The 21,863-nt window shown below is 62.6% G+C and carries 17 protein-coding genes; 7 read left to right on the forward strand and 10 right to left on the reverse strand.

The annotated features are described in order from the left end of the window. Nucleotides 1–248 precede the first annotated feature (248 nt). From L4X63_RS03575 to L4X63_RS03585, 3 genes are all read right to left on the reverse strand, one after another. Complete coding sequence (locus L4X63_RS03575) at nt 249–1,547, reverse strand: dicarboxylate/amino acid:cation symporter (RefSeq protein ID WP_250677216.1); 1,299 nt, start codon at nt 1,545–1,547, stop codon at nt 249–251. 571 nt (nt 1,548–2,118) lie between these two features. Continuing rightward, on the reverse strand, nt 2,119–3,534 hold the full coding sequence (locus L4X63_RS03580; protein WP_250677217.1) for a sigma-54-dependent transcriptional regulator: 1,416 nt from the start codon (nt 3,532–3,534) through the stop codon (nt 2,119–2,121). Beyond that, nucleotides 3,534–5,273, reverse strand: coding sequence for a transporter substrate-binding domain-containing protein (locus L4X63_RS03585; RefSeq protein ID WP_250677218.1), 1,740 nt, complete (start codon nt 5,271–5,273; stop codon nt 3,534–3,536). Before L4X63_RS03585 ends, L4X63_RS03580 begins: the two co-directional genes overlap by 1 nt. 577 nt (nt 5,274–5,850) lie before the next feature. On the opposite strand from L4X63_RS03585, the gene L4X63_RS03590 reads away from it, so the two are divergent. The 5 genes from L4X63_RS03590 to L4X63_RS03610 all read left to right on the forward strand — a co-directional run bounded on the left by L4X63_RS03590 (nt 5,851) and on the right by L4X63_RS03610 (nt 9,488). Further along, nucleotides 5,851–6,579: a DUF3793 family protein gene (locus L4X63_RS03590; RefSeq protein WP_250677219.1), complete on the forward strand. Its 729-nt coding sequence runs from the start codon at nt 5,851–5,853 to the stop codon at nt 6,577–6,579. 69 nt (nt 6,580–6,648) lie between these two features. Next, nucleotides 6,649–6,894 carry a FeoA family protein gene (locus tag L4X63_RS03595; protein ID WP_250677220.1) on the forward strand — a complete coding sequence of 82 codons (246 nt, stop codon included), beginning with the start codon at nt 6,649–6,651 and terminating at the stop codon, nt 6,892–6,894. Next, nucleotides 6,891–7,121 carry a FeoA family protein gene (locus tag L4X63_RS03600; RefSeq protein ID WP_502799892.1) on the forward strand — a complete coding sequence of 77 codons (231 nt, stop codon included), beginning with the start codon at nt 6,891–6,893 and terminating at the stop codon, nt 7,119–7,121. The genes L4X63_RS03595 and L4X63_RS03600 overlap by 4 nt, the downstream gene beginning before the upstream one ends. Then, a complete protein-coding gene (gene feoB / locus L4X63_RS03605) occupies nt 7,118–9,355 on the forward strand; it encodes a ferrous iron transport protein B (RefSeq protein ID WP_502799893.1) in 2,238 nt (745 codons plus the stop codon). Before L4X63_RS03600 ends, feoB begins: the two co-directional genes overlap by 4 nt. Before the next feature lies 1 nt (nt 9,356). After that, entirely contained in the window at nt 9,357–9,488 is a 132-nt protein-coding gene (locus L4X63_RS03610) for a FeoB-associated Cys-rich membrane protein (protein WP_250677221.1), read from the forward strand. Between the two features lie 176 nt (nt 9,489–9,664). Here the strand turns inward: L4X63_RS03610 and L4X63_RS03615 are convergent, their stop codons facing one another. The 7 genes from L4X63_RS03615 to L4X63_RS03645 form a co-directional block, all read right to left on the reverse strand. Continuing rightward, nucleotides 9,665–10,354, reverse strand: a complete 690-nt coding sequence (locus L4X63_RS03615) for an amino acid ABC transporter permease (RefSeq protein ID WP_250677222.1) — start codon at nt 10,352–10,354, stop codon at nt 9,665–9,667. Between the two features lie 48 nt (nt 10,355–10,402). Next, nucleotides 10,403–11,107: an amino acid ABC transporter permease gene (locus tag L4X63_RS03620; protein WP_250677223.1), complete on the reverse strand. Its 705-nt coding sequence runs from the start codon at nt 11,105–11,107 to the stop codon at nt 10,403–10,405. Nucleotides 11,108–11,193: 86 nt separating this feature from the next. Further along, nucleotides 11,194–12,009, reverse strand: a complete 816-nt coding sequence (locus L4X63_RS03625; protein ID WP_250677224.1) for an ABC transporter substrate-binding protein — start codon at nt 12,007–12,009, stop codon at nt 11,194–11,196. A 54-nt stretch (nt 12,010–12,063) separates the two neighbouring features. After that, the gene (locus tag L4X63_RS03630; protein WP_250677225.1) at nt 12,064–12,798 is read right to left on the reverse strand and encodes an amino acid ABC transporter ATP-binding protein; all 735 of its coding nucleotides are present in this window, start codon (nt 12,796–12,798) and stop codon (nt 12,064–12,066) included. 51 nt (nt 12,799–12,849) lie between these two features. Then, nucleotides 12,850–15,858 (reverse strand): NAD-glutamate dehydrogenase domain-containing protein, encoded by a 3,009-nt coding sequence (locus L4X63_RS03635; protein ID WP_250677226.1) that lies wholly within the window; start codon nt 15,856–15,858, stop codon nt 12,850–12,852. Between the two features lie 248 nt (nt 15,859–16,106). After that, on the reverse strand, nt 16,107–17,516 hold the full coding sequence (locus tag L4X63_RS03640) for a sigma-54-dependent transcriptional regulator (protein WP_250677227.1): 1,410 nt from the start codon (nt 17,514–17,516) through the stop codon (nt 16,107–16,109). 26 nt (nt 17,517–17,542) lie between these two features. Next, the gene (locus tag L4X63_RS03645; RefSeq protein WP_250677228.1) at nt 17,543–19,348 is read right to left on the reverse strand and encodes a transporter substrate-binding domain-containing protein; all 1,806 of its coding nucleotides are present in this window, start codon (nt 19,346–19,348) and stop codon (nt 17,543–17,545) included. 279 nt (nt 19,349–19,627) lie between these two features. Between L4X63_RS03645 and L4X63_RS03650 the strand changes: the two genes are divergently transcribed. Together L4X63_RS03650 and L4X63_RS03655 are read left to right on the forward strand one after the other, a co-directional pair. Beyond that, nucleotides 19,628–20,077 carry a single-stranded DNA-binding protein gene (locus tag L4X63_RS03650; RefSeq protein WP_250677229.1) on the forward strand — a complete coding sequence of 150 codons (450 nt, stop codon included), beginning with the start codon at nt 19,628–19,630 and terminating at the stop codon, nt 20,075–20,077. A 96-nt stretch (nt 20,078–20,173) separates the two neighbouring features. Next, entirely contained in the window at nt 20,174–21,829 is a 1,656-nt protein-coding gene (locus L4X63_RS03655; protein WP_250677230.1) for a fatty acid--CoA ligase, read from the forward strand. The last annotated feature ends 34 nt before the right edge of the window (nt 21,830–21,863 follow it).

Raw genomic sequence — 21,863 nt, forward strand, 5'->3', positions numbered from 1 at the left:
AGATTATCAATTTATAATTTGTTAACGATTATGCTCTATCTTCTTACAGCCCGGTTACTTTTCTCCTATCAGGACGGCAATCAACCACTTAAACGGCATCCATGAAAAACAGTCATCGAATCAGCATCGGCCACTCCTCCTTCCCGAAGAAATGGTGGGAGTAATGGTGCAGAAATGCGGAAAGGGGGCGCCTTCTCAGGCACCCCCTTTCCGCTAAGCTACTCAAATTTTAAGGGAGGTGGCCCCGGCTAGTCGGCCACCGGATCGGGAATGGCAAAGAGATCGTCGTCCTCCGCGGCCTCGTCTTCGAGCGCGCCTGCTTCGGCAAGGCCACCCTCCCACTTGGCAACCACCGCGGTGGCGATGGAGTTACCGATCACGTTGGTCGCGGTGCGCCCCATGTCGAGGAACTGGTCGATCCCCATGATGAGCAGCAGGCCCGCCTCGGGAAGGTTGAACATCGGGAGGGTCGCCGCCACCACGACGAGGGAGGCGCGGGCGACCCCGGCCATACCCTTGCTGGTCACCATGAGGACCAGGAGGATGGTGATCTGCTTCGAGATCGAGAGCTCGACGTTGAAGGCCTGGGCGATGAAGATCATGGCGAAGGCCTGGTAGATCATGGAGCCGTCGAGGTTGAAGGAGTAACCGAGCGGCAGTACGAAGCCGGCGATCTTGTCGGAGACGCCGAAGCGCTTCAGCTGCTCGAGGGTCTTAGGATAGGCGGCCTCGGAGCTCGCGGTGGAGAAGGCGATCAGCATCGGTTCCTGGATCATCTTGAGAAGCGGAATGGTGCGCCCCCTGAGGACGACTGCGCCGGCGGCGATCAGGACCATCCAAAGGGCCGCCAGGGAAAGGTAGAAGCCGGAGATGAACTTCCCGTAGGTGAGGAGCACCCCGAGACCCTGCACGGTGATGACCGAGGCGACCGCGGCGAAGACCCCCAGCGGGGCAACCCACATGACGTAGTCGGTCACCTTCAGCATGACATGCCCGAGTTCGCTCACGAATTTCAGGATGGTGCGGTTCTGCTCCTTTTTCAGAGAGCCGATGGCGAACCCGAAGAAGACCGAGAAGACCAGGATCTGGAGGATCTCGTTCTGCGACATTGCCTCGAAGAAGCTCTTCGGGAAGACGTGGGTGACGAAATCCTTGAGGTTGAGCGACGAGGTCTTGAGGTTGGTTGCGGCGCCTGCGGCGGGGAGTGCCAGGTTCATGGCGTGTCCCGGCTGCAGGACGTTGACGAAGAGCATACCGATGAAAAGCGAGGAGAGGGAGGCGCAGAGGAACCAGCCAAGCGCCTTGACGCCGATGCGGCCGACCGCCTTGGAGTCGCCCATCCCGGCGATGCCGGAGACCAGGGTAGCGAACACCAGCGGGCCGATGATCATCTTGATCAGCCGCAGGAAGATGTCGGTCACCATGGAGAAGTACCCCGCGACTTCCTTCGCGTCAGCCGCGTTGACGCTCACATTGCAGGCGTAGCCTACCAGGATACCGAGCACCATCCCGGCCATGATACATAGTGTGAGTTTGTTCTTTTTCATCGGTGCTTCTCCTTCTCCTCGTGCATGGAATGGGTGCTGGCCAGCGCGGCTGGTTACCGCTGGTCCAGGGGCTTCTCAAGGAATCCTCGGGCGGGAGGATCAGGCCGGGCGTTCGTGGTGCTCCGTTCGGGCCACGCTTTTTGAGCAAGGGAGATGCCAACCAGGGGTGTCGAAGCTAAGGTACCGGGGTTATTAGAAAATTACTCTGTTTGGGGAGTTGCGCCGGGCGTGAAGGGTTATAACTTTCCGGCGCACACAGAGGCACTAGCGGGTGGATTCATGGAGTAAATGTCCAGTTATTACCCGAGGTTGCGCGGAAGTTATCGCGGATCGCCTAGTCATGACCGTTCCGTAGCGGCGCCTGGTTCCGTAGAGGAGGGCAAAACACGGGGATGGGCGGTGAGGTGGAAGGTTGTGCACTTCAAATCCCCCCTGTCCCCCCTTTGACAAGGGGGGAACCTGGTTCCCCTGGCATCCTTGAAAAGAGATGTTGCGAAGGGAGGACGGGGGGGATTTTTCTGAAGGTGGCCCATCGATAACGTCACCGAGAGGGCCGGGGATGTGGATGCGATCAGTTCTGCTTCTTGAGCCTCTTACTGAGCGCTGGCTGCGAGATGCCGATCAGGCGTGCAGCGATGGACTGGTTCCCGGAGGCACGGGTCATGGCCTCGGCGATGAGAAGGTCCATGATCTCCCGGGCGGAGGGGAGCGGCGCCGACGGAAGGAAAACCGACCCCGCCGCCGACAGCGCGGCACTCCGCTCGGCCGGACTGAATCCCTGCTTGTCCATGGCGCGCTTGAAGGAGTCCATCGAGAGCATGCGGTTTTCGTGAAGGCTCATGGCGTCGTAGACCATCGATCTGAGCTCGCGGACGTTGCCGGGGAAGGGATAGGTGGAGAGGAGGACCGGGAGCTCTTTCGGAACGGTCGGCTTCCTCTTGCCGAGTTCGTTCGCGGCCTCTTCCAGAAAGTGATCCAAAAGGGGTGCGATATCGCCCGGGCGCTCGCGCAGAGCCGGGATGTGGACGTGGTGGGCGCAGAGACGGTAGTAGAGGTCCTTTCTGAACTCGCCGCGGGCCTGCTTGGCCCCGAGGTCGTGGTGGGTGGCGACCACCACCCGGGCGTTCATGCGCTTGGGCAGGTCGCTACCCAGCGGGAAGTATTCCCCCTCCTGGAGAAGACGGAGAAGCTTCACCTGCGACGGCGTGCTGAGATCGCCGATCTCGTCCAGGAAGAGGGTCCCGTCCGCCGCCTGCTCGATCATGCCGCGGCGGGTGATGTCGGCGCCGGTGAAGGCACCTCTCGTATGGCCGAAGAGGGTATCGCTGAAGACGTTATCGTCCAGACCCGCCACGTTGACCGAGACCAGTTTCCTCTGGGCACGGCTCAGCCGGTGGATGGTCCTCGCTACCAGCTCCTTCCCTACCCCGCTCTCCCCGGTGACCAGGACCGGCTGGCTGCTCCTGGAGACCGCCTCGATGTAGCGGAAAATAGAGCGCATGGCCGGATCCCCCGAGACGATGTCGGCGAAGGCCTCCGGATGCTCCAGCTTGTCGGTGAGAAGGCGCGACTGCATCTCGCGGTTTTCCCGCTGGAGCTCGATCATGCGGATGGCGCGCTGCACCCCCTGCACCAGGCGCTCCTCCTCGACCGTCTTCACGAAGAAGTCGAAGCCGCCGCGTTTCATGCACTCCACCGCGGTCTCCACCTGGTTGAGCCCCGAGATGACGATCACCGGGATGTCGGGATGTTCCTGCACGATGGTGGCGAGCAGCTCGTCTCCCGAGATGTAGGGCATGTTGAGGTCGAGGAGCACCAGCCCGATGCCGCCGCGGGCGAGGATTCCCATCACCTCGCGGCTGTCGCTGCAACGCACGAGGTTGCTGATCCCCGCCGACAGGCCGAGCGTCATGCCGAGGCTTCTCAGCCACGCCTCCTCGTCGTCCACCATCAAAATCCCGAAGGAAGGATACAGTTCATCCATCATCAAGCTCCGTCTCCTTTACCGGCTAAAGACTTTTCTCCCGCCGCTCCCGCAGGGAGCGCCACCGTCACCGTCGTCCCCTCCCCGACCGCCGAGGAGAACAGCAGCCGTCCCTGGTGGTCCTTGACGATCCCCGCCGACACCGACAGCCCGAGCCCCGTTCCTCCCTGGTCCCTCTTGGTGGTGAAGAAGGGATCGGTGAGATGGGAGACGTGCTCGGCCGGAATGCCGATCCCTTCATCGCTTACCGAAACCAGCACCTCCCCTGCGTCCTGATCGAACGAGGTCGCCACCCGTATCCCCTTGTCAGGCGAAGGGAGCGCCTGGCAGGCGTTGAGGATCAGGTTGACCACCACCTGCTCGATCCTCTGCGCATTCCCGCGGCAGCGCGGAAGACCATCGGCGCAGCTGACCTCGAACCGGCGAGTCGCCTTCTTGATGGAGTTCTCCACCAGCCGGACCGATGCCGCCACCACCACGTTGAGATCGACCGACTCGTTCAGATCCGAATCGTCCTTCCTCGCGAAATCCTTGAGGTCATCCACGATCCGCTTTATCCGCCGGGCGCCGTCGTGCATCTCGTCGAACATCCGCGGTGCCTCGTCGCGCACCTGCGAATACCGGATCCCGCCGATCATGAAATCCCCGTGCTCCTCGAAGCGCTCCTCCAGGCTGGACTGGGCCGACTGAAAGAGCTTCTTGAGGACCGGAATGTTGAGAAGGATGAGACCGGTAGGGTTGTTGATCTCATGGGCGACGCCGGAGACCAGGATCCCGAGCGACGCCATCTTGTCGGCCTGGATAAGCTGCTGCTGGTGCTGCTGGAGCTCCGCCGTCGCCTGCGCCACCCGCCGCTGGAGGGTCCGCGACCAGATCACCGTGCCGCCCAGCACGAGCAGCAGAGGAACCACCACCATGGCCAGGTACCGGAGGATCTTACCCAGGGAAGGCTGCTGGGGCTCCAGGACTCCCAGCCACTTGTCGTAGATCTTCTGGTAGCGGCCGGTGTTCTTCACGATGGCGAGCCCCTGGCTGAAGGTCGACAGCAGCTCGGCGTTCCCCTTCTTCACCCCGTAGCCGTAGTAGCCACCGGCAAAGGGGTGGCCGACCGCGACGATATTGGACAGCCCCAACTCCCGCCCGAGGTACAGGCCGGGGAGGTTACCGACCAGCGCGTAGTCGTGCTTTCCCGACGATAAGAGCCTCAGCGCATCGGCGTGGGTATCGACGAAGAAGAGCTTGGCCCCGATGTCGTGGGTGAGGAGGTAGTCGTGCATGTTGCCCCCCTTTTGCACGATCACCTCCTTGCCGCGCAGCGCCTCCAGCCCCGATACCGGCTGGGCGCCTCTGCGGGCGAAGATGGAGGTATGGATGATGTTGTGCGGGGGGGAGAAATCGACGGTCTTGCTGCGGGCCTCGGAACTGGTGATCCCCTCGAGGATGTCGATGGATCCGTTCTCCAGGCCGTGGCGCATGTCGTCCCAGTTGCCGAGCCGGATCTCCACCTTGATTCCCATCACCTCGGCGATGGCACGGGTGAGTTCGACGTTGAAGCCAGCCGGCTGGCCGTTTTTGTCGAGGAACTCGTAGGGAGGGAAGTTCTTGTCGCCCCCGACGACCACTACCGTGGGGGGGTGAGCCGCGGCGGCCTGCCCGGCCCAGCACGACACGCTCCCGGCCACCAGGGAGAGCGCCAGAACGAGGGGGAAGAGCAACTTTTTCGAAACCAACCAATGCCGCACGAAGTACCTTTCACTATCGAGACAATGCCCCCCGCTACGGCCGGAATAACCGGCGGGCGGAAGATTCGACTATAGGTCGCCCCCTATTTTTTGTAAAGAGTCAGCTTTCCCGCCGTGACGAGCCGGCATCCTGCCAAGACGACGGAGCGGCTCCCCGCAGTCATTGGGGCAGCAGGAATACTCAATGATCTGTCCAGCCATCCAAGCCATCCTTTCACACTGCCCGGCTCCGTGTCACATCCCCGCCGGATTGCCACCCCTCCCTCAGTAGGCAATCATTACTCTCCGCTGCTCGCTCACGGAAAAACTTCGACGGCAGCAATATTTTCCCTTGACTGAACTTGGCCATTCCTTTATAAGTGATTTCGGTTTTCAAAATCGCCACCGTGACTGCGGCGCTACTGCCTGCCGATCTCTCCTGCCCATTGCCAGGAGATCCCGCCCTCAGTTCACCGGGATCCCCATACCGGGTACCATCCGCTGCACATCCACACCCGTTGACTGAAAGTGATTTTCTTTTTCTCGCGCGGCAGTTTTGAGTACCGCGCCTACCGTTGAGACAGGAGGAGAATTCATCATGGCGAAACCGGCACCCGACGTTCTTTCGCACGCATCGGCAACCGGCCAGGGACAGAGCCCGGCACGCTCGTGCTGGCAGGAATTCTCCCCGCGCTTTGCCGACGAACGCGAGTGCCTCGCCTCCTTCCTCGCCCTGGAATGCGCCGAGGTGCTCGCCGGACAGAAGCCTGCCAACCTCCTCAACCTGTCCAACAAGCGCCGCTCCTGCGGCCGCAACCTCTACCTTCTCTGGAAAAACCACGGGGATGCACTCCTCAGCCGGAGCGGCCTGAGCGCCAAAGTGCTGGACGACCGTGGACACTCCCTGTTGCTCATGTTCTACCGCCCCGAAAGCCTTCAGGCCCTGCTCGACCGCAACCCGGTCGCGGCCCTCCTTGCCCGGGCCGGCTATCCGCGTCCGCTCGACTGCCGGAGCGCCCTCTCCCACCTGCAGTCCCGCGTGATCGCCGGCGGCCACGATTTTCCCCACGAAATCGGGGTCTTTCTCGGCTATCCCCTGAAAGACGTCGTCTGCTTCATGGGCTGGGGCAAGGCCCCCTTCACCTGCCAGGGACCGTGGAAGATCTTCGGCAATCCCACCGAGAGCCTCCGGCTCGCCGAAACCCACCGCGCCTGCCGCTGCCATATGTCGCAGCTGCTCGACCGGGGTTGCAATCCCATCGACTGCCTTATGGCCTCCGGAGCGGCTGCCACTCCCGGGGAGACGGAACTTTTCCGCGCCGCCTGAATGAAAATGACTTTCATACCCATCGCCGCTTCCCTGCGAGGTGGCTTACCGAAAAGAGGAGAGAGCAAGATGATGCCGTTGGTACTTTTGGAGATCGGCGAGGTCGGAGAAATCGTCGAGGTGCGGACCGTCAAGGCCCCCTTCGGGGAAAGCGCGTGCGACTGCAGGGTTGAGGAAATGGGCCTGAGAGTGGGCAAAAGCGTCGAGATGCTGCGCAACTGCGGCGGACCGATCCTGCTCAAGGTGGACGAATCGAGGCTCGCGGTGGACCGGAGCCTGGCAATGAAAATCATGGTGAAGGGGGCTGGACGGTGACCAATCTTTCAATGTTGAAACCGGGGGACAAGGCGCGCATCAACGCCATAGGGACCAAGGGGCCCCTCAGGAGAAGGCTTATGGACATGGGTGTGCTGGTCGGGGAGGAGATCCGGGTCGAGAAGGTGGCACCCCTCGGCGATCCCATCGACGTGAAGATCAAAAGCTACCACCTTTCGCTGCGCAAGAACGAGGCGGAGGAGATCGGCGTGGAGGTGATCCGGTGAGCCAGGGAAACCTTAAAGTGGCCGAGACCGACTACACCGCCGCCGAGGCAGGCACCCCGCAATCCGGTGCCAAGCGGGTCATCACCGTGGCGGTCGCCGGCAACCCGAACGCCGGCAAGTCCACCCTCATCAACGCCATCGCCGGGGCGAGGCTGCACGTCGGCAACTGGCCCGGCGTCACCGTCGAGAAGAAGGAGGCCTCCTTCGAATACCAGGGGAACCGGATCCGGCTGGTCGATCTCCCCGGCACCTACTCACTCTCCCCCTACACCCAGGAGGAGATCATCGCCCGCGACTACCTGGTACACGAGCGCCCCGACCTGATCCTCAACGTGGTGGATTCCACCAACCTGGAACGGAACCTCTACCTCACCGTACAGATCCTCGAGCTCGGCATCCCGGTGGTGATGGCCCTCAACATGAGCGACGAGGCCGCCGGCAAGGGGTACCGGCTCGACGTGGGCGCGCTGGAGGAGATGCTGGGGGTGGCCGCCATCCCGACCTCTGCCACCAAAAAGAGCGGCCTGGACACCCTCCTTTCGGCGATCCTCTCCACCGCCGGCGATCTACACTCCCGGCGCCCCCGGGTCCTCAACTACGGCGGGGACCTCGAGTCCGCGGCCTCCGCCCTGGCGAACGAGCTCTTCAAAGAAAACCCGAAGCTTCTCGAACGCTACCCGGTGCGCTGGCTGATGCTCAAACTGATGGAAGGCGACCGGCAGATGTGGGAGGAGTCGGGCTTCTCGGACCAGGAACTCCTCGATCGCACCCTCCACCACCTGCACAGCGCGCACGGCGACGACGTCGAGTCGCTCATGGCCGAGGCCCGCTATTCCCTCGCCTCCGGGCTCACCCGCGAGGTCCTGCGCAAACCGGAGCTGAAGAAGGAGGAGCTGACCGAGAAGATCGACCGGGTGGTGCTCGACCGCTTCCTCGGCATCCCGATCTTCCTCGGCGCCATGTGGCTGATGTTCAAGCTGACCTTCGATCTCTCCAAGCCGTTCGGGGATTGGATCAACGACATGGCGGGGGGGCCGTTCAAGCACTGGGCCAGCATCCTGCTGGGAGCCATCGGCGCCCCCGACTGGACCGTTTCGCTCGCCACCGAAGGGGTGATCTCCGGCGTGGGCTTCGTGCTGGTCTTCGTCCCGGTCATCTTCCTGATGATGTTTTTCATCACCTTTCTCGAAGGGAGCGGCTACATGGCCCGCGCCGCCTTCGTCATGGACCGCGCCATGCATTCCATCGGGCTCCACGGGAAGTCCTTCATCCCGATGCTCCTCGGTTTCGGCTGCAACGTCCCCGGCATCTACGCCACGAGAACGCTGGAGAACCCGCGCGACAAGGCGCTCACCGCCCTGCTCATCCCGCTCATGTCGTGCGGCGCCCGCCTCCCCGTCTACGTCGTCTTCGCCGGGGCCTTCTTCCCCAACAGCTCCGGGACCGTCATCTGGTCGCTCTACGTGATGGGGATCTCGCTTGCCATCCTGATGGGGCTCATCTTCAAGAAGACCCTCTTCAGGGGCGAGGCGCCGATGTTCATCATGGAGCTCCCCCCGTACCGGATGCCCTCCTTCCAGAGCCTCTGCGTACACACCTGGGAGAAGGGGAAACACTTCCTGATCAAGGCCGGTACCTACATCTTCGCCGTCTCGGTGCTGGTCTGGTTCCTCCTCAACCTCCCGTGGGGGGTGGAGAACAAGAGGGATTCCTACCTCGGCAAGGCCGGCCAGGTGATGGCTCCCGCCCTCGCCCCCTTGGGGTTCGGCACCTGGCAGGCGGCCTCCTCGCTGGTCACCGGTGTCATCGCCAAGGAGATCGTGGTCGGGACCATGGGCGAGATCTACGCCCCCACGAAGGAAGAAGCGAAAAAAGTGGAGAAGCCGGTCAGGGAAGAGATCAAGGAAGTGGTCTTCTCCTTCGGCAAGGCCTGCAAGGAATCGGTCACCAACGTGGTCTCCACCTTCGGCGTCAGCGGTCTCGACACCCAGGAAAAGGAGGAGCGGTCGGCTCTCAAGGGGATGGTAGCCAAAACCTTCACCCCGCTCACCGCCTACGCCTTTATGGTCTTCGTCCTTTTGTACATGCCATGCATGGTGGTGGCCTTCGCCATGCGGCAGGAGTTCGGTTCGTGGAAATGGTTCGGGGTGGCCTTCGCCTACCAGACGGTGCTCGCCTGGGGCATGGCGTGCCTTATCTATCAGGGCGGAAGCCTGCTGGGACTGGGAGGTTGAAATGGGAATATCCGACGTGATTATCGCCGCGGCCCTGGTATCGGGGTCTGTGTACATCCTCTACCGCTCCCTCTGGAAGAAGAAGGGGCACTGCCACGGCTGCAACGGGAACTGCGGAGGGAAGGAGTGCTAGGTAAGCGGACCGGTCAGTGAACGAGTGGCTCTTCATGCCGCACTATGGGTAGGGTGGGGAGCATGACACCTGGCGCCGTAAGGGAAATACAAAAGGGGGACCGGCCGCTCGTCGTACAAGCAGCGGTCCCCCTTTCTCTTGGCAGGAACCGGAAGCGCCCCCTCTTTCCTCGGGATCTAAATCGACTTTCTCCAGGCGAGCCTCTTCTCCAGCCAGCGGGAGAAGGAGGTGAAGCTGAAGCAGAGGACGAAGTAGACCGCCGCGATGAAGATGAAGATCTCGGTGGGATAGGACATGGTCCTGTTGTTCACCTGGGTCGCTACGTGGGTCAGCTCGGAGACCCCGACGATGAAGGCGAGCGAGGTGTCCTTGATCAGCGAGACGAACTGGTTCACGAAGGAGGGGATCATGTTCCGCATCCCCTGCGGGAGCACGATGTACAGCATCGCCTGCCACCCCTTGAGCCCGGTCGAGATGGCCGCCTCGACCTGCCCCTTGGGAATCCCCTCGATACCGGCGCGCACGATCTGGGACATGTAGGCGGAGGTGAAGATGGTAAGCCCCATGATGACGGTCTGGCTCTCCGGGACGGTTTTCCCCATCAGGGCGGGGAGCAGGAAGTACATCCAGAAGATGACCATCAAAAGCGGCAGCCCCCGCACCGTGTTGATGACGAGGTTCACCGGGTAGCGGATGACCGCGAAACGGGAAAGGCTCAAAAGCCCCAGGATCAGTCCCCCGAAAAAGGAGAGTATGCAGGAGACTACCGCGAGATAGAGGGTGAGCCCCAGGCCGCCCAGCGGACCGTTGGGATAGCGGCCGATCATGAAGTAGGTGATATTGTCGACAATAACGCTGAAATCCATACGAGTTCTCCAGTTACGCCGGCCGTGGTCCGGCCGGAACTAAGGTCATCAAGCCCGGTGCGCGTTCAGGACCTTTTTGTTGTACAGGTCCATGAGCGTGGTGATGGTCACTGAAAGTCCCAGGTAGACCACGGTCGCCGCGGTAAACGCCTCGAATCCCTTGAAGGTGTAGCTTTCCACCTGGCGTGCCTGGTAGGTGACCTCCATGACGCCGATGGTCATGGCCAGCGACGAGTTCTTGGCGAGGTTCAGGAACTGGTTGACCAGCGGCGGGACGGTGATGCGCACCGCCTGGGGCAGGATGATGTACTGCATCGAGCGCAGGTAGGAGAACCCGGCGCTGCGGGCCGCCTCCATCTGCTCTTTGGGGATGGAGAGGATACCCGAGCGGATGTCTTCGGCGATGAAGGCCGAGGTGTAGATGATCAGTGCGATGACCGCGGCGGCGAATTCGAAGTTGGTGTTGTTCAGCCAGTCGTTGACCGCCATCGGCAGGATCTTGTAGGAGCCGAAGTACCAGAAGAAGATCTGGACCAGCAGCGGGGTGTTGCGGAAAAACTCCAGGTAGGCGGAGGCCATCCAGCGCAGGGGCCGGTAATGGCTCATCTTCAGCACGGCGATGACCAGTCCGAGCAGGAAGGCGCCGACGATGCCGATCGCGGAAAGCTCCAGGGTGACCTTCAGCCCCGAAACGAGCCATTCGAAATATTTGCCGGAGGTGACCACCGACCAATCAAAGTTGTAATGTAGCACGAGAAACTCTCCATCAGGTGGCCGGAGCGCCGCCGCCCCCATCTCCACGGGGATCTTCGGGCGGCAAACGCTCCGGCGGCGTTACGCTAGTCAGCCTTGAACTTGAAGTTACGCTTCAGGTGGAACGCGGTGGAAGGACCGAACCACTTCTCGAAGATCCTCCTTGCTTCGCCGCTCTTCTCCATTTCCAGCAGGGTCTTGTTGACGAAGGCGATGAACTTGACGTCGTCTTTGCGCATGCCGAGGCCGTACGGCTCGTCGGAGATCTGGACGTTCGGGATTTCGAACTTGGCCTTGTTGGGGGCCTTGGCGAGGATACCGGCCAGGATCGCCTCGTCGGTGGTCACCGCCGCCACCTTACCCTGCTGCAGGGCAAGAAACGCCTGCGGGTAATCGTCGAACGAGAGCACGGTCGCGGTCGGGATGGCCTTCTTGACGTTCTGCTCGGAGGTGGAGCCCTTGGCGGTGCCGATCTTCTTGCCGGCCAGGTCTTTCAGGCTTCTGACCGAACCCTTCTTGGTGATGAATTTCTGGCCGGTGGCGAAGTAGGTGTGGCTGAAGCCGATCTGCTTGGCCCGCTCCGGGTTCTTGGTCATGGTAGCCGCGATGATGTCGATGTTCCCTTCCATGAGCTGCGGCATGCGCGAGGCGGAGGTGACCGGCTTCAGCTCCACCCTGACCCCCAGTTTCTTGGCGATCGCCTTGACGATGTCGACGTCGTAGCCGACGATCTCGCGGCTCTTCTCGTCCACGTAGCCAAACGGCGGGAGCGAATCCTTCACCCCGGCGACCAGCACCCCTTTCTTCTTCACGTCGGCCAGGGTATCGGCAGCGAACGCCGCCTTACCGGCCGTGCAGGCCAGCACCAGTCCCAAAACTACAGCAGCCAATCTTTTCATCATTGCATCTCCTTTAGTGGTAGTGCCGGAAACAAACGGCTTCGTGGTTTCGACGCCTCAGTGCATCGGCGACAGCAGCTGCTTCAGGAACTGCTTCGCCCGGTCGTGCTGCGGGTTTTTGAAGAATTCCAGCGGCTTCGCCTCCTCGAGGATGACGCCGTGGTCCATGAAGACCACGCGGTCGGCGACCTCGCGGGCGAACCCCATCTCGTGGGTGACCACCACCATGGTCATGCCGGTCTTGGCGAGATCCTGCATGACCGCCAGCACCTCCCCGATCATCTCCGGGTCCAGGGCGGAAGTCGGCTCGTCGAACAGCATGATCCTGGGCTTCATGGCCAGCGCCCGGGCGATGGCGACCCGCTGCTGCTGTCCGCCGGAGAGCTGGGTCGGGTAGGCGTCCCGCTTCACCGCCAGGCCGACGCGCTCGAGCAGGGCCATCGCCTGCTCCTCGGCCTCCTTCTTCGGGGTCTTCCGGATCTTGGTGGGGGCGAGGGTGATGTTGTTCAGCACCGAGAGGTGCGGGTAGAGATTGAACTGCTGGAACACGAAGCCGACCTCGGCCCTGAGCCTGTTGATGTCGGTCTTCTTGCTGCAGAGATCCATGCCGTCGACCACCAGGCTCCCTTCGTTGATCGGCTCCAGCTGGTTGATCGTCCTGATGAGGGTCGATTTGCCGGACCCCGAGGGGCCGCAGACGACCACGACCTCCCCCGGCTTAACGTGGAGATCGATGCCGTTTAATACGTGAAGCTTTTTGAACCACTTGTGGACGCCTTGAAACTGGATCATCTGCTGCTCCTTTTCTTTGTGAATCTGTGTAACGGATAAAGCTGTCGCTTCTCAGAAATTCCTGACTATGTGGCCGCGCACCATCTCCTCGAAATCGGCGTCCTGGTCGCCCCGGTAGACGAGCGAGGAGGCGATCTCGGCGGCCAGGATGGCGTAGAGATACTTGGGCGGCAGGCTCTTCAGGCGCCGCTGGTAGCGCGGGCTCTCGCCGAAGAGCTTGGGGAGATGGCTCATGACCACCCGGTTGAAGGGTGGCTGCAGGCAGAGCTGGGGCCTGGACTGGAAGAACTTGAAGAGCCGCGCATAGATCCCGTTGATCTCGGCGCTGATGCTGTCGGAGATCTCGGTGTAGAGCTGTCCGCATCCGGGCGCCTGCCGCCGTCTGAGGATGAGGCGCGCCTCGTCGGCCGCCCGCTTCTCCAGGATCTCGATCACGTCCGCCACGTACCGCTCCTTCACCTCGAGAAACTCCCTCTCGGTCAAAAGGAGGTTGGCGATGATCTCGTAGGAGGAGGAGATCACCCCGCACTTGTTGGCGGAGGCGTCCCGCATGACGATCACCCCGCGCCGCTGGAGCTGCTCGCGTGCCTCCGGGGTGATGAAAGAGTTCGCCCCCTCCACGATGACCCGCGCGCTCGGCCTGCCGTCCTCGGCGAAGAACCGTTTCCAGTTGTCGCGGTCGATGGTCTCGGGCCTCCCGCCGGCCGGGATGAAGAGGTCGGCCTCCACCGAGAAGACCAGCTCGTCGTACTCCCGCGAGAACTCGTCCAGCGAAACCCACTGCTCCTCGAGGCCGTCACCCCCCATGGTGAGCTTCCGGTAGAGCTCCCTCAGCCCTTCCGTGCGCCGCTGGCTGCGGTAGAGGATGAAGCCGCCGTTATGCAGCGCCGCCGGGTCGAAGCGGTCGAGGTCCTCTTTCATGAGCAGCCCGCGCAGCTCCCGGGGGTCGGCCCCGAGCGGGTCGTAGAGTGCCGCGGTCCCGTCCAGGATCAGCCGCATCTGCGCCTTCGGGCAGCTATCGAGCATGATCCGCATGGCGTTGCCCGCCACGTCGCCGTTAGGACCGCCGGTGAACTTCACCGAGAAGGGATCGCGCCTCAAGTCGATGCCGATCTCCCCCATGGTTATCTCGGCGAACTTGACGACGCCGGTGGAGGTGACCCCGTACTCCTTGTGGTTGATGCCCACCTTCTTGCTGGACATGATGCCGATCCCGAGGAGGTAGCCACGCTGCACCGAGAGGGAGGCGACCGCCTCCACCATGCTGTCGTGCATGTTCTCGTCCGGCCCCAGCTCGATCGGCTCGTCCTCGGCGTAGTAGTCGATCACCCGCGGGTCGGCGGCCCGGCCGTTCTTGGTGACGAAGATGTCCAGGAAGGCGTTGATGAAGCCGTACTGGAGCTTGTACAGCCGCCAGGTCTCCAGCTCCCGCTCGGGGCTCTTCAGGTCGGAGGCGTCCAGCACCACCACCATCTTGGAGCCCCCCTCGTAGATGTCCTTGTTCTTCAGGTGCTGGGTGTTGGCCAGCACGTACACCTCGCGCAGAAGGGTGGTCGCGCAGGTGGTGTAATCGTCCCGGCTTCTCGCGACGATGGTGCGCCACCCGCCGCGGGCGATGTCCGAGAAGCCGACGTGGTATCCCGCGCCGTGGCGCCCGAAGAAGAAGGTGATCCTGAACGGCACCGCGCTGGGCAGGTCGGCGGTGAACTCCTCCCCGAGCTCCGCCAGGTAGGCCGGGCTCAGCCGGAAGGCGAGCGCCTGCTTGGCGGGGACGAAGAAGTTGGTCTTCAGGGTGTGCCGTATGAAGAGGAGCGCGCAGCTGAAGATGGCGCGGCGCATCTCGTCCAGGTGGCGGTGTCCCGTGTTGTAGTGCTCGATGGCGGCCGACGCCTCGGCCAGCCGCTCGCCGTACAGTTCCTCCCGGTTGTCGAGGGAGGGATCGAAGCGGCTGCGGAAGAGCTCGATCAGCCGGAGCGCGAACTCCGGATTGGAGAGGAAAGCCCCCTGCACGTCCTCGCGCCCGAAGCGATCGGGCTGGTTGTGGGCGAGGTTCGTGTGGCAGAAGCCGATCATGGCGCTGAGGAGGGCGGCTTCCTCCCCGCCGGCCAGCCCGCCGGTGACGAGCTCCCGGTACAGCGGGGAGTGGGTCGCCAGCATCTGGGTCGCGTAGAGCTCCCGCTTGAGGACGGTGAAGAGCTCGTCCCCCTTATCGAGCGGCAGCCCGTCCCTCCTCCTCACGAAGAAGGTCCCCAGGAAATACGGATGGGTGCCGTTGGTGATGGTCAGGCAGTAGGCGCGCCGGACGCCGATCTCCAGGCGGTTGAAGACCTCCATGGTCTGCTGGAGGAAATCCTTCTGCGGAGGGTTCCCCACCGCGAAAAGCACCCGCGACTCCCCCGAGCGATCCGGCTCCTCCACGTCCAGGAAGAGTCCCCCGCCCGCGTTCCCCTGCTCGAAGAGCCAGACCAGCTGGGCGATGCGGCGCACCGGGGAGAGGCGGAGGTAGTTCTCGTTGTTGAGCCAGAGGATCCCGAGCAGGCGCTCACTGTTCTTCTTTTGGGAGCCGGGATACTTCTCCCTGAGCTCCCGCATCACCGCAGCCTTGAGGGACGCCGGGATCCGGGGGACTCCGGCCGCCTTGATCTCCTGGTTCGATTTGCGGTCGAAGTCGAAGCGCTGGATCTCCAGCTCCCTCTCCAGGCCCGGGACCTTGGCGTGGGAGTGGGCGAAGTAGGCGAAGGATATGTCCCGCTCCGGGAGGGTCTTCAGCGTGTCGTACAGGGAGCCGGGGTGGTTCAGGCAGGCGACGATCAGCCTCTTCTCGCGGTCGGCGAGGAGCAGCCGGCGGTTCTCGCCCAGCCCCTGCAGACCGGCGGCGAGCGCTGCCACGGCGGCAGGCTCCTCCTGCATGGCCGGCAGGAAGTAGGAGTGCATCTGCCCGCGCAGCCAGTCGAGGTTCTCGTTGGCCCGTTTGCGCCCCGCTTTGACGATGGTGCCGATCTTGGCGACCAGGCGGTCGCCGGTCGAACCGGCAGCAACCGTTGCTTCTCTCTTGCCCATCGAACGTCCCCTCCCCTGCGGCTGGATTCAGGTACGCGGTGCAAGAGCAAGGCGGATGCCAAGGGGGGTACGGGACGCTAAGTGGCTAACTCGTAAACAATAAACGGCGTTCTGGGTTCAAGAAGGGGGTATAACTTTTGTCCGGAGCGGACGGAGGGAGGGAGGGAAAACTGCCGGTTAAACGGGAGGTTGCCCCGGGGTATAACATTCCTTATCGCGATAAAGAAAGTTATACCCCCTTGGGCGGTCTAATTGCGGCGCTGAAGACGCTTGCAAAGGGCTGGCTGCGAGATGCCGAGCAAACGGGAGGCGAGGGACTGGTTGTTGTCGCTGCGGCGCATCGCCTCGTTGATCAGCTGCTCCACGGCGTCGCTTAAGGTGGGGAGGTCGGGGGAGCTTAAAAACATGTTCTGCTCCTTCCCCGCCGGGGAGGCGGCAATCCCCTCCCCCTGGAGCTCCATCGCGGTGAGAAAGGAGCTCATCGAGAGCATGCACGAGGAGTGGATGCTCATGGCGTCGAAGACCATCGATCTCAGCTCCCGCAGGTTCCCCGGAAAGCTGTAGGTGGAAAGGAGGACCGGAAGCTCCTTCGGGTAGGTCGGCACCTTCTTGCCGAAGGCCTCGGCCGCCTGTTCGAGGAAGTAGTCGAGGAGCAGCGGGATGTCGTCCTTGCGCTCGCGTAAGGGGGGGATGTGCACGTGGTGGGCGCGCAACCGGTAGAAGAGGTCCTTCCTGAAGGCCCCGGCATTCCGCTTCGCGGCCAGATCCTGGTGGGTCGCCACCACGATCCTCGCCTTCATCTGCTTGGAGATGTCGCTCCCCAGAGGGTAGTACTCCCCCTCCTGCAGAAGGCGCAGGAGTTTCACCTGGCAGGAGAGCGAGAGGTCGCCGATCTCGTCCAGAAAGAGGGTCCCTTCGGCCGCCTGCTCCACCATCCCGCTGCGGGTCTCGTCCGCCCCGGTAAAGGCCCCCTTGCGATGCCCGAAGAGGGTGTCGGTGAAGACGTTATCCTCCAGCCCCGCCACGTTGACCGCGACCAGCGGCCCGTCCGCGCGGCTTAACCGGTGTACCGCACGGGCGACCAGTTCCTTCCCCACGCCGCTCTCCCCGGTGACCAGGATCGGCTGGGTGCTCTTGGCCACCGCCTCGATGTACTGGAAGATGGAGCGCATCGCCTTGTTTTCGGTGACGATTCCGGCGAAAGCCTCGGGACACTCCAGCCGGTCGTTGAGGAAGCGGCGGCGCATCTCCTTGTTCTCCCGCTCGAGCTCCTGCATGCGTATGGCGCGCCGCACCGCGTCGAGGATGCGGTCCTCTTCGTCGGTCTTCACCAGGTAGTCGAAGGCTCCCATCCGCATGCAGCGCACGGCCGTCTCGATCTGGTTCATCCCCGAGAGGATGACCACCGAGATCCCGGGGTGCTCTTCGGCGATCATGGAGAGGAGCTCCTCCCCGGAAAGGTGCGGCATGGTGAGATCCAGGAGGACCAGGCCGATATCCTTCCGGGAGAGCCGCGGCATGACCTCGCGGCTGTCGCTGATCTGGGTGAGGTTGGTGATGCCGCCGGGCCCCTCCAGCGTCATGCTCAGGCTGCGCAGCCAGGGGGGCTCGTCATCCACCAACAGCACCCCGAATTCGGGGTAGATTGCTTCCTTCATGGTTACCTCTGGAGAGGGAATTGAAATTAAGCCGTGGCAGCCGGCAGGGTCAGGGTCACCGTCGTCCCGCGGCCGGGTTCGGAATCGAAGTCGAGCGTCCCGCCGTGCTCCTTCACGATCCCCGCCGAGATCGAGAGACCGAGTCCGGTCCCCCCTTCTTCCCTCTTGGTCGTAAAGAACGGATCGGTCAGCCGGGGGAGATCGTCCGTCGCGATCCCCCGTCCCTCGTCCTGCACCGTCAGCACCACACCCCGCTCCGCGTCCCACAAGGTGGCGACATCGATCCGCTTCCCCTTTCCTTCCAGCGACTGGAAGGCGTTGAGAAGGAGGTTCACCACCACCTGCTCCAGCCGCTGCCCGTTCCCCTTGACCGGCGGGAGCCCGGAAGCGTAGCGGGCCGTGATGTTGTGCGAGCTCTTCTCGATCGACTTCCCGGCCAGCCGCTCGGCCGCCTGGACCACCTGGTTGAAGTCGATCACCTGCGACATCTCCTCGTTGCCGGGGCGGGCGAAATCCTTCAGTTCGGTGACGATCCTCTTGATCCGCTTGGCCGCATCCTGCGTCTCCCCGAGCATATGCGGCAGTTCGTCGCGCAGCCGGGAATAGCGGTAGCGCCCCAGCCGGAAATCGCCGTTCTCCCGGTAATACTCCTCCAGGACCGGCAGCGCCCCCTCGAAGATCTCCTCGAACCGGGGGACGTTGAGGAGGATGAGCCCGTTGGGATTGTTGATCTCGTGGGCGACCCCCGCCACCAGGATCCCCAGCGAAGCCATCTTGTCCGCCTGGATCAGCTTATCCTGCTGCAGCTTGAGCTCCTCCAGCGCGCGCTGTTTCTCCGCTACCTCGCGCGCCAGCTCGTTGGTCCGCTCCGACACCCGCTTCTGCAGCGTCCGCGACCATCCCACCGTCCCCAAGAGGACCAGGAGCAACGGGACCGCCACCAGCGCCACGTAACGGACCACCCGCTGCCAGGAAACCGGCTGGGGCTCGAGCACCCCCAGCCACCTTGCCTGGATCTCCTTGAACTGCCCGGTCCGCTTCAGGATGGCGAGCCCCTCGTTGAACTTCCCGAGCAGCTCCAGGTTCCCCTTCTTCACGGCGAACCCGTACGGATGCACCATGATCGGCTGCGGCACCGGTTTTATCCGCTTGAGACCGAGCTCCTTTTGGAGGTACTTGCCGGTCAGCCTGGATACCAGCGCGCAGTCGTACTTGCCGTCATTGAGGAGCTTGAGCGCTTCCGCCAGGGTATCGGTCAGGACGAGGCTCGCGTCGGGATCGAACCTGTTCATGAAATCGTGCATGATCGAGTTCCGCATCACGATCACGGTCTTGCCGTGCAGGTCCTCGACCGACCTGATCCCCCGCTGATCCTTCCTGACCCAGATCGACTGGTACAGCTGCGCGTGCGGCGAGGAGAAGTCCACCTCGCCGGTGCGCTCGGGGGAGTAGGCCATCCCCTGGACGATATCGATCCCGCCGTCTTCCAGCCCCTTGCGCATGTCGCTCCAGTGGCCGAGGCGGATCTTCACGTTGAGCCCCATCACGTCGGCGATGGCCCGCGTCAGATCGACGTTGAAACCGGCCGGCTTGCCATCCTTGCCGATGAACTCGTAGGGGGGGTAGTTGAAGTCTCCCCCGACGAAGACGGTCTTTTTCTGGGAGGAACCGCCCTGGGCCAGGACGGATCGGGGGGCGCCGAAGTAGCCGGTCAGGAGGAGCGAGAAAACGAGGAGGGAAAGCCCCTTTTGCCATGCCGGCCGGACGCGGAGCGGCTTCGGGCGGAGCGGCCGGGAACAGTGAGAAAGGAGACGTTTTAAAGAGACGGCCACAGCAAATACCCTAAGAGAGGTGCGACACCCGCTGGAAACTTGGCAAATTAATGACATAGATGGCTTTCCAAAGTCAACAGCTACCAGTCATGCTCCTTCGCCGTAAGCACTATGCCATCTTGGGCAGGAAGCTTCGATTAATCCCGCCGCTCCGGCAGGTCCCCAGCATTTCTGTTGCGTGGAGGGGAGCTTCATGGTAGTTTTCCTTTCCGATTCCCAGCCGGAAAGCTTCTACTTCAAACGCTATCGTTTAAATATCTACGCAAGGAGAACAACCACATGGCAAGTCTCAACAAGGTGATGCTCATCGGCAACCTCGGGAAGGATCCGGAAGTCCGTTACACCCCCAGCGGCACCGCAGTCGCCTCCTTCTCGCTGGCCACCTCCGACCGGATCAAGAACAAGAACGGCGAGTGGGAAGAGAAGACCGAATGGCACAACATCACCCTCTGGGGAAGGACCGCCGAGATCGCCGGCGAGTACCTTTCCAAGGGGAAGACCATCTACATCGAGGGCAGGCTGCAGACCCGCAAGTGGCAGGACCGCGACGGCAAGGACCGCTACACCACCGAGATCGTCGGCGAGAAGATGCAGATGCTCTCCGGCAAAGGCGAAGGCGGCGGCCAGGGCGGCGGCCAGCGCTCCTCCGGCGGCCGCAGCTACGGTCAGCAGGAGCAGGGCGGCTACGAAGAGCCCGTCTTCAACCCCGACGACGAGATCCCGTTCTAAGCGCCGGATAGAGTCAGTAAGAGAGCCGCGAGACAATGTCCTGCGGCTCTTTTACGTTTTCCAGAGGAATGAACTTATTGAAGGGAGTTACCCGCCGTGTCCGTGTCCATCATACCGCGTACCCAGTCCGCCTATGACTATCCGCTTTTGATCAAAAACCTTCTGTTTTGCCCGGTGCGGGACAACCCGGAACAGGTGATCGTGTACCGCGGGGCGCGCTACAGCTACCGCGAACTTCGCCGGCGGGTGCACCGGCTCGCCAACGCACTGACCGCCTTGGGGGTAAAGCAGGGGGATACCGTTGCCGTCATGGACTGGGATTCCCACCGCTACCTGGAATGTTTCTTCGCCGTGCCGATGATCGGAGCCATACTCCACACCGTGAACGTCCGGCTCTCTCCGGAACAGATCCTCTACACCATCGATCACGCCGAAGACGACGTCCTGCTGGTCAACCGCGAGTTCCTCCCTACCCTGGAACAGATCCGGGGCCGGATCGACACGGTCAGAAAGTATGTGCTCTTGAACGACGAGCTTTCCACCCCGGCCACGACCATCCCCTTCGAAGGAGAATACGAAGCACTGCTTGCCGCGGCTCCCGCCGAATTCGACTTCCCCGATTTCGACGAAAATGCGCGCGCCACCACCTTCTACAGCACCGGCACCACCGGCATGCCGAAGGGGGTCTATTTCAGCCACCGGCAACTGGTGCTGCACACCCTCGGCACCATGGCCGCCCTCGGGGCCAGTTCCGGACATGGCCGCCTTCACTGCGACGACGTTTACATGCCGGTGACCCCCATGTTCCACGTGCACGCCTGGGGGCTCCCCTACGTCGCGACCATGCTGGGGGTGAAGCAGGTCTACCCGGGACGCTACGTCCCCGAGGTGCTGCTGGATCTCATCGAGCGGGAAAAGGTCACCTTCTCCCACTGCGTGCCGACCATCCTTCACATGCTGCTCAAACACCCGCTCGCCGAGCGGATCGACTTCAGCAACTGGAAGGTGATCATCGGCGGGGCCGCGTTCCCAAGGTCCTTGTGCATCGAGGCCCTGAAACGCGGCATCGACGCATTCACCGGATACGGCATGTCCGAGACCTGCCCCATCGTCACCCTCTCCCATCTGACGTCCGACATGCTCGAACTGAGTCCGGAGGAACAGGCGACCATCCGGTGCAAGACGGGGCGCAGCAACCCGCTGGTCGATCTCAGGGTGGTGGATGGCAACCTCACCGAACTTCCCAGTGACGACGCGAGCACCGGCGAGATCGTGCTGCGGGCTCCCTGGCTGACCCAGGGGTATCTGAAGGAGACCAAGTTTTCGGAAAGGCTCTGGGAAGGGGGGTGGCTGCACACCGGCGACGTCGCGGTGCGCGACGAGCTCGGGTACGTGCGGATCACCGACCGGAGCAAGGATGTCATCAAGGTGGCCGGGGAATGGGTTTCCTCATTGGAAGTCGAGGATATCATCGCCCATCATCCCGGGGTAGCCGAGGTGGCCGTCATCGCGACCCCCGACGCCAAATGGGGGGAACGCCCCCTGGCACTGGTGGTGCCCCGTCCGGAGAGCGGCTTGACCAAGAAGGATATCACCAGCCATGTCAAGGAATACGCCGATACCGGGGTGGTGAACAAGCAGATCGTCCTTCTCAAGGTTCAGTTCGTCGAGGAGCTCGAAAAGACCAGCGTGGGGAAGATAAGCAAGATGAAGCTGAGGGAAAAATACAGCGGGGGGCTCAAGGCGCAGTAGACCCCGTCCACGGAGTCACGAAGAAGAAAAGAGC

This window comes from Geomonas sp. Red32 (genome assembly GCF_023652955.1).
GTDB lineage: Bacteria > Desulfobacterota > Desulfuromonadia > Geobacterales > Geobacteraceae > Geomonas.

Excerpts from the sequence above, each read along its gene's own strand:
- L4X63_RS03580 (WP_250677217.1), bottom strand. The coding sequence starts at position 3,534 with ATGATGGATGAACTGTATCCTTCCTTCGGGATTTTGATGGTGGACGAC.
- L4X63_RS03640 (WP_250677227.1), bottom strand. The coding sequence starts at position 17,516 with ATGAAGGAAGCAATCTACCCCGAATTCGGGGTGCTGTTGGTGGATGAC.
- L4X63_RS03630 (WP_250677225.1), bottom strand. The coding sequence starts at position 12,798 with ATGATCCAGTTTCAAGGCGTCCACAAGTGGTTCAAAAAGCTTCACGTA.
- L4X63_RS03650 (WP_250677229.1), top strand. The coding sequence starts at position 19,628 with ATGGCAAGTCTCAACAAGGTGATGCTCATCGGCAACCTCGGGAAGGAT.
- L4X63_RS03635 (WP_250677226.1), bottom strand. The coding sequence starts at position 15,858 with ATGGGCAAGAGAGAAGCAACGGTTGCTGCCGGTTCGACCGGCGACCGC.
- L4X63_RS03610 (WP_250677221.1), top strand. The coding sequence starts at position 9,357 with ATGGGAATATCCGACGTGATTATCGCCGCGGCCCTGGTATCGGGGTCT.
- L4X63_RS03595 (WP_250677220.1), top strand. The coding sequence starts at position 6,649 with ATGATGCCGTTGGTACTTTTGGAGATCGGCGAGGTCGGAGAAATCGTC.
- L4X63_RS03575 (WP_250677216.1), bottom strand. The coding sequence starts at position 1,547 with ATGAAAAAGAACAAACTCACACTATGTATCATGGCCGGGATGGTGCTC.
- L4X63_RS03590 (WP_250677219.1), top strand. The coding sequence starts at position 5,851 with ATGGCGAAACCGGCACCCGACGTTCTTTCGCACGCATCGGCAACCGGC.
- L4X63_RS03625 (WP_250677224.1), bottom strand. The coding sequence starts at position 12,009 with ATGATGAAAAGATTGGCTGCTGTAGTTTTGGGACTGGTGCTGGCCTGC.
- L4X63_RS03615 (WP_250677222.1), bottom strand. The coding sequence starts at position 10,354 with ATGGATTTCAGCGTTATTGTCGACAATATCACCTACTTCATGATCGGC.